Genomic DNA, 12,834 nt, shown 5'->3' on the forward strand with positions numbered 1-12,834 from the left:
GGACTAGGAATCGATTTTTCTCTGGTTTTTTCTATCAACCAAAGCTGGCGCTGGTTTCGCAGCGTACACCGATTGCACGCATGCGCTGCAGGAAGTCGGTGTGCGCAGCTTCAAACCCAGCGACGGGGCTCATGCAGTCGGTGAGCAGCACGATGCGTGAGAGATCACCGCTGCCCCAGTTCTGCACAATGTGCTCGGTCGTGGCACGCACGCAGTGGCTGCTGGCCTCACCGGCAATCACCAGCGTTTGGTTGTGGCGCAGGCGCTCCAGCAAGGGTGTATTCAGCCCGGTTTCTGGGTCTTGCGCATTAGGCACCTCGGCGCGAATGGCACTGTAATGCTCAGTCCAGGGGTGCATGCCCTTGAAGACATGGCGCACGGCGCGGTGCTGCACCTCTTGCCACTGGAGGCAGACGCTGAGCACGCTGGCATGCACGCCGTGGCCCCAGCTGCCAATCTCGCAGTGCAGCGGCCAGACCATTAGCGTGTAGCTGCCCTGCGCTTCCAGCTGGTCAACATACTGCAGGGTGCGGGGCAGCTCTGGCGTATTGCGCGGGGCAAAGTCACCAGCGCGGACCTGCGCCGCCGTGATCTGGGTGAAGGGTGTAACTGCACTGCCGTCCCGTTGTTGCCAGAAGACGGGGTGGGCAATGTCGTAGCTCTGGTGCGAATCGAGGGTGATGGTGATTTGTGCCAGCTTGGCGCCTTGGCTGGTAATCCAGCTGGCGAGACGCTGCATATCGGCGTGAGCTCCTGTCACGGGCAGGCTTGGCGCAGTGATCTGCCCTGTGATGGGCGAGCGCGGTTGCCAATCGGCAGGCAGGTCGCAGAAGTCATTTTGCGGGTCGATGATGAGTAACTGGGTGTCTGTGTAGCTCATGGTTTTGACCTTCCGGATGATGTGCAATGCCTGCAGTCTAAATTACTTAAAATATATTTGCAACTAAGTAAACTTGAGTGATTGTGAAATAATCCATTAAAAGAAAACGAAGTTGGTAAAGAAATGAATCAAAGTGCCGGGTTGAGAGAGGCCATTCAAGTCAGCGTCGATGTCGTGCTTCTCACTTTGGTTGAGCAGCAGTTGCACGCCGTGCTGCTGCGCCGCGCTGTTGCTCCATTTTCAGGAGTATGGGCCTTGCCCGGTGGCTTTGTTCATACCGCAGAAGATGCCGATGCCCAAGCCAGTGCAGCGCGGGTGCTCAAATCCAAGGTGGGCATTGAAGGCGCATACCTAGAGCAACTTGCCACCTTTAGTGGCCCGGCGCGTGATCCGCGGGGTTGGTCTGTTGCGGTGGCTTATTGCGCTTTATTGCCTGTGCAAAACCTGCCGCCTGATCGTGCAGATTTGCTGGTTGTGCCCGTCTCAGCCCTGCCGCAACTGCCGTTTGATCACCGCGCCATTCTGGATGCGGCACTGGCGCGTGTGCGCAGTAAAAGCCTGTATTCCTCGCTGCCTGTGCACTTGTGCGGCGAGACATTCACGCTGCCGCAGTTGCAGCAGGTGTATGAAAATATCTTGGGCGAGCCGCTGAACAAGGTGAGCTTTCGCCGCAAGATGGACGAGATGGATTGGCTCGAACCCGTGCCCGGCGCCATGCAGCAAGGCGGCGCGCATCGCCCAGCGCAGTTGTACCGGGCTAAACCGGGCTATAGCCAGACGCTGGCGCTGAGTGCCAGAGGACTTTGAGAAGGTTGAAATAAAAAAAGGCCACCGAAATATCGGTGGCCTTTTGTATGAATGGCTGAATTACTTCAGGCCGGCAGCAGCGCGCAGCAGCGCAGCCTTGTCCGTACGTTCCCACGTAAATTCCGGTTCTTCACGGCCAAAGTGGCCGTAGGCGGCGGTCTTGCTGTAGATGGGGCGCAGCAGGTCCAGCATCTGGATGATGCCCTTAGGGCGCAGGTCGAAGTGCGCAGCCACCAGCTTGGCGATTTCCGCATCGGGAATCACGCCTGTGCCTTCGGTGTACACGGTAATGTTCATGGGGCGAGCCACGCCAATGGCGTAGGCCACTTGAACCTGGCACTGGCGCGCCAGACCGGCGGCGACCACGTTCTTGGCCACGTAGCGGGCAGCGTAAGCAGCCGAGCGGTCCACCTTGGTTGGGTCTTTACCCGAGAAAGCACCACCGCCGTGAGGGCAGGCACCGCCGTAGGTATCGACAATGATCTTGCGACCGGTCAGGCCGCAGTCGCCCTGAGGGCCGCCCACGACGAAGCGGCCGGTGGGGTTGATCAGATACTTGGTGTCCAGCAGCCACTCTTTGGGCAGCACGGGCTTGATGATCTCTTCAATGATGGCTTCGGTAAACGATGCCTTCATCTTGGTCGCTGTTTCCGACTGATCGGGGCTGTGCTGGGTGGATAGCACCACGGTGTCAATGCTGTGGGGCTTGCCATCCACATAGCGCAAAGTCACTTGGCTCTTGGCGTCAGGGCGCAGGAAGGGCAGACGGCCATCCTTGCGCAGCTGGGCTTGGCGCTCCATCAGGCGGTGTGCGTAATAGATAGGCGCGGGCATCAGCTCGGGCGTTTCATCGCAGGCATAGCCAAACATCAGGCCTTGGTCGCCAGCGCCGGTGTTCAGCTCATCGTCGCTGGCCTTGTCCACGCCTTGGGCAATGTCTTGGCTTTGCTTGTCGTAAGCAACGAGGACGGCGCAACCCTTGTAGTCGATGCCGTAGTCGGTGTTGTCGTAGCCAATGCGTTTGATGGTGTCGCGCGCAACTTGGATGTAGTCGACATTCGCGCCGGTGGTGATTTCACCTGCCAATACCACCAGACCGGTGTTGGTCAGTGTCTCGGCTGCCACGCGGCTGTGCGGGTCTTGGGTGAAAATAGCGTCCAAAATCGCATCAGAGATCTGGTCCGCGACCTTGTCGGGGTGACCTTCAGAAACCGATTCCGAGGTAAACAGAAAATCGCTGTTCGCCATTGATATAACTCCTTGTAGCTGGGGCAATTGCGTTGCCTAAACTCAGAAGTCTGGCGAACGCTTTAGCAGTTTTGTTTTAACGTCGCCCTGCAAGTTGCTCTTTAACTCAGCGACCCCATTATTCTAATGCCTTCCCTGTTTCGATTCTTTGCAGCGCTGCCTTTGTGGCTATTGCACATGCTAGGTGCAGCCATGGGCTGGCTGATTTTGCTGTTATCCCCAACCTACCGACGCCGGTTTTCTGCCAACGCAGCGCAGGCGGGTTACCGCTTTGGGCAAGTGCGTGGTGCGGTTGGTCACGCCGGTCGCATGGTGTTCGAGATGCCGCGTATCTGGCTGGGCCAGCAACTGCCGCCTTGCAACATCGTCAATGGCGAATGCGTAGAAAAGGCCTATGCCCAAGGTAAGGGCATTGTCTTTTTGACCCCTCATTTGGGCTGCTTCGAAATGTCGGTGCAGGCTGCCGCGCAGCGCTGGTCGGCTCAGCATGGCCCCATTACCGTGCTTTACCGCCCGGCACGCCAAAGCTGGTTGGCTGAGATTTTGGAAACTGCGCGCAATCGCCCCGGTGTGCAGGCGGTGCCGACCACATTGTCTGGCGTGCGGCAAATGATCAAGGCTTTGCGCAAGGGCGAGGCCGTGGGCTTGCTGCCCGACCAAGTGCCACCGGATGGGCAAGGCGCATGGGCCCCCTTCTTTGGCCGTGACGCTTACACGATGACGCTGGCAGCCCGTTTGGTGCTGCAAACCGGCGCGGCCGTGGTGTTGGCGCGTTGTGAGCGCTTGAGTGGCGGGCGCGGTTATACCTTGTATTTTGAAGAGTGCTCTATGACAGACGTCACCACGCTGGATGCTGGCGTGCAGCAAATTAATCTGGCCATGGAAAAAACCATTCGCCAATGCCCTGAGCAGTATCTGTGGGGTTACGGCCGCTATAAGCAGCCGCGTGTAGAGCGCAGCGAGGCCGCAGCGCCGGCCAAATCGGGAGACAACGCATGAGCGGAAGCAAGATTGCCATTGGTTTGATGCATGTGCTGGCCAAGCTGCCCCTGCCCATGCTGCGCGGCTTGGGTAAGTTTTTGGGGCGCTTGCTGTTTGTCGTGGCAGGCCAGCGCCGCCGTATTGCGCTGCGCAATTTTGAGTTGTGCTTTCCGGATGTGCCTGCTGCTCAGCGCAAAGCATGGGCGAAAGAGTCTTTCGAAGTCTTTTGCCAGACGTTCTTAGACAGAAGCTGGCTGTGGTTTGGCTCTGAAGAGTTGGTGCGCAGTCGCGTCAAGCTGGTGGGGGCCACGCATGAGCTGGAAGGTGATACGCCGACCATCGTGTTTGCGCCGCACTTTTACAGCATGGATGCGGGCGGTTTGGCGCTGCCGCTGAACACCGAGCGCGAATTCACTTCTATCTTTGCGACCAACCCTGACCCCGATCTAGACGCTTGGTTTATGACCGGTCGCCAGCGTTTTGGTAACGTGAAAATGCTCAACCGCGCTGATGGCGTAAAACCCATCATCTCTTGCGTGCGCAAGGGTGGACTGCTATATCTTTTGCCTGATATGGACTATGGCAAGAACGACTCGGTGTTTGTGCCGTTCTTTGCAGTGCAGAACACGGCCACGATTCCATCATTGTCGCGTTTTGCCCGGTTGGGTAAGGCTAAGGTCGTGGCGCTGTACAACCGCATGACGCCTGAAGGCTATGTCGCCGAGCTGACTCCGGCTTGGGAGAACTTCCCTACGGATGATCACGTGGCTGACACCGCTCGCATGAATCGCGAGCTGCAGGCCGCCATCATGACCATGGTGCCGCAGTACTACTGGGTGCATAAGCGCTTTAAGTCGCGCCCAGATGGTGAGGCGTCGCTTTATCGTGAAAAATAATACTAAGAGCCGCTAACACAACGCTTGATACGTCGTTGCTTCGCCTTGTCGTACGCTTGTACTGCCTGCGGCTTCGCGCCTCGTCTCAATCGCAAATCTTCGATTTTCTGAGTTGTGTTAGCCGCTCTAAAATGGCCTATATCCATTGATTTATATAGACATTAAGCTCCTAATTTAGGAGCTTTATTGTTTTAGAAATGCGGTGAGTGCACGCAGCACGGCTTCGGGTTGCTCATGCACAACCCAGTGGCCTGTGCCTTTGAGGTGCTCCACCTTTAATTGGGCAATCCATTGCTCAAGCCCCATGAGCAAGGTTGGCTGCAGCGCGATATCACTATCGCCCCAGAGAATATGTACAGGCACGCGGATGTGCAGCATTTCATCGGGCAGGTTTAAGCCGCGAACGTCATGCAAGTCGTCAGCGCTGCTGTTGGGGTGCGGCGGCACCAAGGGGCTGGCTGCGTAGTACATGCAGGCGCCATGCATGCCCAAGTTCCAGTGATCGCGGTATTGCTGCTGGCGTGCCGGCGTTAGCCATGCGGGCAGGTTGCCGTCCGGGTTCTGAAAAAAGGCCAGTAGGCGCTGCCAGTGATTTTCTGCCAGTAGAGCAGGGGCATCTGGCCTGCGTAGAAAGTGCATGTACTGGCTGGCCGCTTGCTGCGCAGGATTTTTCTGTAGTTCGCGTAAAAAGCTGCCGGGATGCGGGGCATTGAGGATGAGAAGCCGCTGCAGCTGCTTAGGGAAGCGGTTGGCAAAGCCCCAGGCTAGGGCGCCACCCCAATCATGGGCAATGACGCAGGCCGCTTGCTTTTCTGGGCTTTCAAGTGCGATTAAGGCGGCCAGATCATCCACCAGATACTTGGCGCGGTAGTCGCTAATGGCATTGGGCTGGCTGGAGCGACCATAGCCGCGCAGATTGGGCGCGACGCACCGGTAGTGGGCGCCAAAATGCTCCAACAGCTCATCCCAAATAAAAGCCCCTTCTGGAAAGCCGTGTAAAAACAGCAGAAGGGGCTTGCCTGGCTGGCCGCTGGTGCGGCACTCCAGCGTGATGCCTGTTGCCAGTGTGTGCATGCAAGTCGTGACCATGAAGCTCTCCTGTATGTAGCTTCAGGCGCTTGCAGGGTCAGCGCCTAGCCTTGGTTTTTACCAGAGGGGGCGCCAGAGTCAGTCGCTTGCGTGACGGCAGGGGCAGTAGCAGGCAGACCCTCGGGGTGGCACCACTCCCAAAGCAGCTTGGCCACATCGTCCACGCCCTGCTTTTTAAGGGCAGAGAACAGGCGCACCTCACCACCACCAGCGTTAAGTTTGGTGATGGAGAGAATCTTGGCCTGCTCGGAGCGGGTCAGCTTGTCGGCCTTGGTCAGCACGATCAAAAACTTCAGGCCGGCTTCCACGCGGGGGCGGATACCTTCGAGCAAGGCTTCGTCCAGCTCGGTCAGGCCCAAGCGCGGGTCGCACAGCAGCACGATGGCTGTCAGGCTTTCGCGGCTGACCAAATAGTTCAGCATCACGCGCTGCCAGCGTTGCTTGTCGTCGCGAGACACAGCGGCGTAGCCGTAGCCGGGCAAGTCGGCCAAGATCGCATCCGTCACGCCTTGTCTGCCCAGGGAGAACAAGTTGATGTGCTGGGTGCGGCCGGGCTTCTTGGAGGCGAAGGCCAGTTGCTTTTGCTGAGTCAGCGTGTTGATCGCGGTGGACTTGCCAGCGTTGGAGCGGCCCACAAAGGCAATCTCAGGTACGTCGACCGGAGGCAACTGGTTGAGCTGGGCGGCGGTGGTAAAGAAGCGCGCAGTGTGCATCCAGCCCATCGCAAGCTTGCTGTCGATCAAAGAATGTGTATTTCCGGCATTGGTATCCGGGGAAGCATGGGTCATGACGGTAACTAATTCGGGGAGGCCCATTGTAGAATTTGGACGATTCGCACACTCAACAATAGAACCAGCCCCTCGATATGAAGTTGCTTGCCTCTTTGCTGACTGCTGTCATTTTCGCAGCACCTGCCTTTCCTGCATTTTCCGCGGGAGAAACACCTGTTAAAGCAGATGCTGCCAAAGGGCAAGCCAGTTATGGGGCGGTCTGCGCCTCTTGCCATGCTGCTGATGGCAATTCAACCATTCCTCTGCAGCCAAAGCTAGCAGGGCAACACCCAGAGTATCTGGTCAAACAATTACGCGAGTTTAAAGACGGTAAGCGTAATGATCCAGTTATGAAGGGCTTTGCCATGTCGCTTAGCGACGTTGATATGAAAAATATCTCCGCGTGGCTGCACACGCAGACGCCTAAAAATGGATTCTCTAAAGATAAAGATACGCTTGCCATGGGGGAGCGTATTTTCCGCGGCGGCATTCAAGAGCGTCAAATTGCTGCCTGCGCAGGCTGCCACAGTCCTAACGGTGCAGGCATTCCTGCTCAGTACCCGCGCCTGTCGGGTCAGCATGCGGATTACACCGTGAAGTCGCTGACCGATTTCCGTGATGGAAAGCGCACTAATAGCATTCAGATGACGCAGGTCGCAGCCAAGCTCAATGACCGTGAGATTAAGGCCGTGGCAGACTACATTGCTGGCTTGCGCTAAAAACTCTTTCATCTGGTGCTTGGAACTTTCAGGCTCTTTGCACCCCCCCAAGTCAGGCAGGGCCGTCGGCTAGTTCAGCGGATGGCCCTGCCTGATTTGCGTTCGGCTACTTCAATCGTTCATGTCTGACCTTCCACTTCCCGATCGTGACCCCCCTCGCCAGCAGGCTGTACGTGCAGCCACGGAGTTGCTGGGCTCCATGCGTTTTGCGATTTCACTGCTGTCGGTAATTTGCATCGCATCGGTCATTGGTACGGTGCTCAAGCAGCATGAGCCACTGGTGAATTACATCAACCAGTTCGGCCCTTTCTGGGCGCAACTGTTTTTGGCGCTCAAGCTCAACGCGGTTTACAGCGCCTGGTGGTTTTTGTTGATTTTGGCGTTTTTGGTCATCAGTACCTCGCTGTGTGTGAGTCGCCATGCGCCCAAGTATTTGTCAGACATCCGCAACTACAAAGAAAACATCCGCGAGCAAAGCCTGAAAGCCTTTGGTCACCGTGCCGAGGCTGATGTACCCGGCAGCACCGAAGATGCGGCCAAGCGCATTGGCCAGCAATTGGTGACGGGTGGCTGGAAGGTAAAGCTGCAGCAGCGTGATACGGCTGCAGGCCCCGGCACAGGTTGGATGCTGGCAGCCAAAGCTGGCTCTGCCAACAAGCTGGGCTATATCGCTGCGCACTCTGCCATTGTGCTGATCTGTATAGGTGGCCTGTTTGATGGCGATTTGGTTGTGCGCGCCCAGATGCTATTGGGCGGCAAGACCCCTTACACAGGTGGCGGCATGATTTCGGATGTGGCTGCTGAGCACCGGCTGTCCGTCAAGAACCCGACCTTTCGCGGCAACCTGATGGTGTCTGAAGGTACGCAGTCGGGTACGGCTATCTTGAATCAATCGGACGGCATCTTGCTGCAAGAGCTGCCATTTTTCGTAGAACTCAAAAAATTCATCGTGGAGTACTACTCCACTGGTATGCCTAAACTGTTTGCCAGCGAGATCGTGATTCACGACCGCGCAACAGGCGAAAAGCTGGAAAAGCGCGTGGAAGTGAACCACCCGGCCAGCTACAAAGGCATAGAAATTTATCAAAGCAGCTTTGATGACGGCGGCTCTACCGTCAAGCTGCATGCAGTGCCAATGGATGGCATCTCGCAGCCTTTTGATGTGGAGGGCGTGATTGGTAACTCGACTAACTTCGAGCGCAAGCTCGCTGAAGGCTCGCAAGACAAAGTCACGCTGGAGTACACGGCGCTGCGCACCATCAACGTTGAAAATTTTGGCTCGCAAAACAATAGCGGCAAGAGCGGTGGAGGCACCGATGTGCGCAAGGTGGACTTGAAGCAGGCCATTGATTCGCGTTTGGGTGCAGCCCACAAAACGACTGACAAAAAAGACCTGCGCAATATTGGCCCTAGCGTGGGCTACAAGCTGCGCGATGCCTCGGGTCAGGCGCGTGAGTTTCAAAATTACATGCTGCCCGTTGATACGGGCGACGGTCAGCCCGTCTTTTTGCTGGGCGTGCGCGAGAACCCCACTGAAGAGCTGCGCTACCTGCGCGTGCCCGCCGATCCCGAAGGCGCGATGGACACCTTTCTCAATCTGCGCCAAGCTATGCAAAACAAGGAGCTGGCTGAAAAAGCTGCCCGCGCCTATGTAAAAAAGGCGGTGGATGCCTCTCGTCCTGAATTGGCTGAGCCGTTGGCCCAGTCTGCTTTGAAGGCATTGGAGTTGTTTGCCGGCCAAGACAGCAAGCTCACAGCTCCTGACGGCAAGCCTATGGGTGGCCTGCAAGCCATCTCCAGCTTCATGGAAAGCAACGTACCCGAGGCTGAGCGAGAGCGCGCCGGTGAGGTGCTGGTGCGCATTTTGAACGGTGTGCTGTTTGAGTTGGCCCAGCAAGTGCGCCAGCAAGCAGGCCTTCAGCCCTTGGCCAACGATGAGAAGACGCAGGCCTTTATGACCCAGTCTGTCTTCTCACTCAGCGATGCACAGTTTTACCCTGCGCCTGTGGTCTTCATGATGAAAGATTTTACGCAGGTACAGGCCAGCGTATTTCAGGTGGCGCGTGCGCCGGGCAAAAACATTGTTTACCTCGGCTGCTTGTTCCTCATCATTGGAATTTTTGCCATGCTGTATGTGCGTGACCGCCGTATCTGGATCTGGCTGACACCATCCAGCTCATCCACGGGCGCAAGTCATGCCAATATGGCCCTCTCCACCAATCGCAAGACCATGGATGGCGACCGCGAATTCACCATGCTGGCTGACAAGCTCATCGGGGCCACGCCCGTACAAAAAAAGACACCCGGAGGTTCTGAATGAACACCGCAACCGCGACATTGACACTGAACGAAGGCTACTTTGCCCGCCGCAACTGGTTTGACTGGTTGTTTGCGGTCATCGTTACCGTGGGGCTGGGCTGGGCACTGCAGCGCTACGCTGACCATATGGATGTGTATGAGAAGGGCATCTTGCTGGGCACGATTCCCTCCATGATTTGGCTGGGCTGGTTCTGGCGGCCACTGGCGGGGCTGATGCTTACGGTAGCGGGCTTTGCGCTTTTGGCGGTGGGTCTGTATCAAGGTGCGGATGGCGGTGATCTGGCGCGCTCAGAAACCGTTTTTGGTCTTAAATACTTCCTTTCTAGCCAATCGGCCATCCTGTGGATGAGCATGGTGTTCTTTATCAGCACCATCTTTTACTGGGTGGGTGTGTTCGCCAAAAGCGAGCAGTCCGTTATGTCGCTGCTGGGATCGCGCTTGGCGTGGCTGGCGGTGGTTTTGGCGCTGGTCGGCACCATGGTGCGCTGGTACGAGAGTTATTTGCTGGGCCCAGATATTGGCCATATCCCGGTCAGCAACTTGTACGAAGTGTTCGTCATGTTTTGCTGGATGACGGCGCTGTTTTATCTGTATTACGAGCAGCATTACGACACCCGCGCTTTGGGTGGTTTTGTGATGCTAATTGTGAGCGCGGCGGTGGGCTTTTTGCTGTGGTACACGCTGGTGCGCCAAGCGCATGAAATTCAGCCGCTGGTGCCCGCTCTTAAAAGCTGGTGGATGAAGTTGCATGTGCCAGCGAACTTCATTGGCTACGGCACGTTTGCGCTGTCGGCCATGGTGGCGTTTGCCTACCTCATCAAGCAGCAAGCGACGGAGACCAAGTGGTACAAGCTGGCCCCCTTGTGGTTGCTGGGCGTGGTGCTGTGCTTTGAGCCCATCGTCTTTCGCAAGGGTGCGACTGAAAACGGCGGCAGCTACTGGATGGTGTACTTCGGCATCTCCGCATTGATTGTTGCGGGCATTTTGCTGGCCCGCAAACGTATCGCCGCACGCCTGCCCTCGTTCGAAATTTTGGACGATTTGATGTACAAGGCCATTGCTGTTGGCTTTGCCTTCTTCACCATCGCCACCGTGCTGGGCGCCTTGTGGGCGGCTGAAGCATGGGGCGGCTACTGGAGTTGGGACCCCAAGGAAACCTGGGCGCTGATTGTCTGGCTTAACTACGCCGCTTGGATGCACATGCGCCTGATGAAGGGTCTGCGCGGCACCATTTCTTCTTGGTGGGCGCTGGTAGGCTTGGCAATTACCACTTTCGCCTTCTTGGGGGTGAACATGTTCTTGTCCGGTCTGCACAGCTACGGTGAGTTGTAAGCTCCATACTTAAGTGCTATCTAAAATAGGAGCTACCTGTCCAAGTAATTTATTGATTTCAAAGCCTTTAGGTCTGTGAATCAATAGACAGCGTGGACTGGTAGCTCCTTTTTTGATGAAAATTGTGGCGAGGAACTTTGCTGACTGGCGCTGCTCTCAACTCCTAGATACTCTGTCGTGAGCACCTAGGAGCAATTCATGCTGATACGCACCAATGACCAAGGTTTTGATCATTCACTGAGCAGCGAAATCACTTCGCAGGCGCAATACCTGCAGCGGCGAAGCTTTATGCAGACCTTGGCAGCAGGAGCTGCAGGCGCAGGATTGGCTAGCTGGGCTGGTCGCGATGCACTGGCAGCGGCGGCTGATCGGACGCATCTTGCGGCATTAAAAGGCTTGCCCAGCAAAGTGCCGGGCGCGATGACGGTGGAGGCGCTTACCAGCTACCAAGACTCGACGAGCTACAACAACTACTACGAGTTTGGGCTGGATAAAGGCGAGCCAGCCCGCAACGCTGGTACGCTCAAGACCCGGCCGTGGACAGTGCGCATCGAAGGTCTGGTGCAAAAGCCGCAGACGCTGGATATCGACAGCCTGCTCAAACTCAGCGCGCAAGAAGAGCGCATTTACCGCCTGCGCTGCGTAGAAGGCTGGTCCATGGTCATTCCGTGGGTTGGCTACTCGCTGTCTGAGTTGCTTAAAAAAGTGCAGCCGCTTTCTAGCGCCAAGTATGTGGAGTTTGTCACCCTGGCTGATAAGGCTCAGATGCCCGGCCTCAAAAGCGGCGTGCTGGACTGGCCCTACACCGAAGGCTTGCGACTGGATGAAGCCATGCACCCGCTGACGCTGCTGGCGTTTGGCATGTATGGCGAAGTGATGCCCAACCAAAATGGAGCGCCGGTGCGACTGGTCGTGCCGTGGAAATATGGCTTCAAAAGCGCTAAGTCCATAGTCGCGATTCGCCTGACGGATAAAGAGCCCGGCACGGCTTGGAACAAGGCAGCGCGCAATGAATACGGTTTTTATTCCAACGTAAACCCCGAAGTCGATCACCCCCGCTGGAGCCAAGCTACCGAGCGCCGCATTGGTGAAGGCGGACTATTCGCTAAAAAGCGCAAAACACTGATGTTCAACGGTTACGGAGATCAAGTCGCATCGCTGTATGCGGGTATGGACTTGAAGAAGTTCTACTGATGCAGGCTTGGCTGCTAAAACCTTGGGCCAAACCACTGGTCTTTACGCTGTGCTTGCTGCCCTTTGCATGGCTTTTCTACGCGGCCTTTACCGATGGGCTGGGCGCCAACCCTGCGGAGGCTTTGCTGCGCAGCACGGGCGACTGGACGCTGCGCTTTCTTTGCATCGTGTTGGCCGTGACGCCGCTGCGCCAGATCACAGGCTGGAATCCACTGGTGCGTTACCGGCGCATGCTCGGCCTGTACGTTTTCTTTTACGCCTGCCTGCACCTGCTTTGCTACGCTTGGTTTGACATGGGGCTGCAATGGGGCGACATCGTGGCTGATATTCCCAAGCGCCCGTTTATCTTGGTCGGCTTCACCACTTGGTTGGTGTTGCTGGCGCTAGCTGCGACTTCGCCCAAGTTCATGCTCAAGGCATTAGGCGGCAAGCGCTGGCAGTGGCTGCACCGTACGATTTATGCCGCAGCTGGCTTGGCGCTGCTGCATTTCTTTTGGATGCGTGCAGGCAAGAATAATTTCGCCGAAGTGGCTGTATATGCAATGATTCTTGGCCTGCTGCTTACCTGGCGTGCAGTGCGTGCTATCAAAAAATGATTA

At 56.7% G+C, this 12,834-nt stretch carries 12 protein-coding genes; 8 read left to right on the plus strand and 4 right to left on the minus strand.

Annotated elements, in window-relative coordinates:
* Positions 1-34: 34 nt before the first annotated feature.
* The gene (locus tag KUF54_RS00795; RefSeq protein WP_219344360.1) at positions 35-880 is read right to left on the minus strand and encodes a cysteine hydrolase; all 846 of its coding nucleotides are present in this window, start codon (positions 878-880) and stop codon (positions 35-37) included.
* Between the two features lie 123 nt (positions 881-1,003).
* On the opposite strand from KUF54_RS00795, the gene KUF54_RS00800 reads away from it, so the two are divergent.
* Positions 1,004-1,687, plus strand: a complete 684-nt coding sequence (locus tag KUF54_RS00800; protein WP_219344362.1) for an NUDIX domain-containing protein — start codon at positions 1,004-1,006, stop codon at positions 1,685-1,687.
* Positions 1,688-1,747: 60 nt separating this feature from the next.
* Here the strand turns inward: KUF54_RS00800 and metK are convergent, their stop codons facing one another.
* Positions 1,748-2,935, minus strand: a complete 1,188-nt coding sequence (metK, locus tag KUF54_RS00805; RefSeq protein ID WP_219344364.1) for a methionine adenosyltransferase — start codon at positions 2,933-2,935, stop codon at positions 1,748-1,750.
* A gap of 126 nt (positions 2,936-3,061) precedes the next feature.
* On the opposite strand from metK, the gene KUF54_RS00810 reads away from it, so the two are divergent.
* Positions 3,062-3,934: a lysophospholipid acyltransferase family protein gene (locus tag KUF54_RS00810; RefSeq protein WP_219344366.1), complete on the plus strand. Its 873-nt coding sequence runs from the start codon at positions 3,062-3,064 to the stop codon at positions 3,932-3,934.
* A complete protein-coding gene (locus KUF54_RS00815; protein ID WP_219344368.1) occupies positions 3,931-4,812 on the plus strand; it encodes a lysophospholipid acyltransferase family protein in 882 nt (293 codons plus the stop codon). Before KUF54_RS00810 ends, KUF54_RS00815 begins: the two co-directional genes overlap by 4 nt.
* A 183-nt stretch (positions 4,813-4,995) precedes the next feature.
* Here the strand turns inward: KUF54_RS00815 and KUF54_RS00820 are convergent, their stop codons facing one another.
* Entirely contained in the window at positions 4,996-5,901 is a 906-nt protein-coding gene (locus tag KUF54_RS00820) for an alpha/beta fold hydrolase (RefSeq protein ID WP_219344370.1), read from the minus strand.
* Positions 5,902-5,945: 44 nt separating this feature from the next.
* A complete protein-coding gene (yihA, locus tag KUF54_RS00825; protein ID WP_255576207.1) occupies positions 5,946-6,689 on the minus strand; it encodes a ribosome biogenesis GTP-binding protein YihA/YsxC in 744 nt (247 codons plus the stop codon).
* Positions 6,690-6,766: 77 nt separating this feature from the next.
* Between yihA and KUF54_RS00830 the strand changes: the two genes are divergently transcribed.
* From KUF54_RS00830 to KUF54_RS00850, 5 genes are all read left to right on the plus strand, one after another.
* Positions 6,767-7,390, plus strand: coding sequence for a cytochrome c (locus KUF54_RS00830; RefSeq protein ID WP_219344372.1), 624 nt, complete (start codon positions 6,767-6,769; stop codon positions 7,388-7,390).
* Positions 7,391-7,511: 121 nt separating this feature from the next.
* Positions 7,512-9,710 carry a cytochrome c biogenesis protein ResB gene (locus KUF54_RS00835; protein ID WP_219344374.1) on the plus strand — a complete coding sequence of 733 codons (2,199 nt, stop codon included), beginning with the start codon at positions 7,512-7,514 and terminating at the stop codon, positions 9,708-9,710.
* On the plus strand, positions 9,707-11,041 hold the full coding sequence (gene ccsB / locus KUF54_RS00840; protein ID WP_219344376.1) for a c-type cytochrome biogenesis protein CcsB: 1,335 nt from the start codon (positions 9,707-9,709) through the stop codon (positions 11,039-11,041). The genes KUF54_RS00835 and ccsB overlap by 4 nt, the downstream gene beginning before the upstream one ends.
* 198 nt (positions 11,042-11,239) lie before the next feature.
* Positions 11,240-12,235 (plus strand): protein-methionine-sulfoxide reductase catalytic subunit MsrP, encoded by a 996-nt coding sequence (msrP, locus tag KUF54_RS00845; RefSeq protein WP_219344378.1) that lies wholly within the window; start codon positions 11,240-11,242, stop codon positions 12,233-12,235.
* The gene (locus KUF54_RS00850; protein ID WP_219344381.1) at positions 12,235-12,831 is read left to right on the plus strand and encodes a sulfite oxidase heme-binding subunit YedZ; all 597 of its coding nucleotides are present in this window, start codon (positions 12,235-12,237) and stop codon (positions 12,829-12,831) included. The genes msrP and KUF54_RS00850 overlap by 1 nt, the downstream gene beginning before the upstream one ends.
* Positions 12,832-12,834: the final 3 nt, after the last annotated feature.

It is taken from the genome of Comamonas sp. Y33R10-2 (assembly GCF_019355935.1).
In the GTDB taxonomy this organism is placed as follows: domain Bacteria; phylum Pseudomonadota; class Gammaproteobacteria; order Burkholderiales; family Burkholderiaceae_C; genus Comamonas.

What these genes read in the sequence shown, in the direction of transcription:
- KUF54_RS00815 (WP_219344368.1), top strand. Translation starts at nt 3,931, where the DNA reads ATGAGCGGAAGCAAGATTGCCATTGGTTTGATGCATGTGCTGGCCAAG.
- ccsB (WP_219344376.1), top strand. Translation starts at nt 9,707, where the DNA reads ATGAACACCGCAACCGCGACATTGACACTGAACGAAGGCTACTTTGCC.
- msrP (WP_219344378.1), top strand. Translation starts at nt 11,240, where the DNA reads ATGCTGATACGCACCAATGACCAAGGTTTTGATCATTCACTGAGCAGC.
- yihA (WP_255576207.1), bottom strand. Translation starts at nt 6,689, where the DNA reads ATGACCCATGCTTCCCCGGATACCAATGCCGGAAATACACATTCTTTG.
- KUF54_RS00795 (WP_219344360.1), bottom strand. Translation starts at nt 880, where the DNA reads ATGAGCTACACAGACACCCAGTTACTCATCATCGACCCGCAAAATGAC.
- KUF54_RS00850 (WP_219344381.1), top strand. Translation starts at nt 12,235, where the DNA reads ATGCAGGCTTGGCTGCTAAAACCTTGGGCCAAACCACTGGTCTTTACG.
- KUF54_RS00830 (WP_219344372.1), top strand. Translation starts at nt 6,767, where the DNA reads ATGAAGTTGCTTGCCTCTTTGCTGACTGCTGTCATTTTCGCAGCACCT.
- KUF54_RS00820 (WP_219344370.1), bottom strand. Translation starts at nt 5,901, where the DNA reads ATGGTCACGACTTGCATGCACACACTGGCAACAGGCATCACGCTGGAG.
- KUF54_RS00810 (WP_219344366.1), top strand. Translation starts at nt 3,062, where the DNA reads ATGCCTTCCCTGTTTCGATTCTTTGCAGCGCTGCCTTTGTGGCTATTG.
- metK (WP_219344364.1), bottom strand. Translation starts at nt 2,935, where the DNA reads ATGGCGAACAGCGATTTTCTGTTTACCTCGGAATCGGTTTCTGAAGGT.
- KUF54_RS00800 (WP_219344362.1), top strand. Translation starts at nt 1,004, where the DNA reads ATGAATCAAAGTGCCGGGTTGAGAGAGGCCATTCAAGTCAGCGTCGAT.
- KUF54_RS00835 (WP_219344374.1), top strand. Translation starts at nt 7,512, where the DNA reads ATGTCTGACCTTCCACTTCCCGATCGTGACCCCCCTCGCCAGCAGGCT.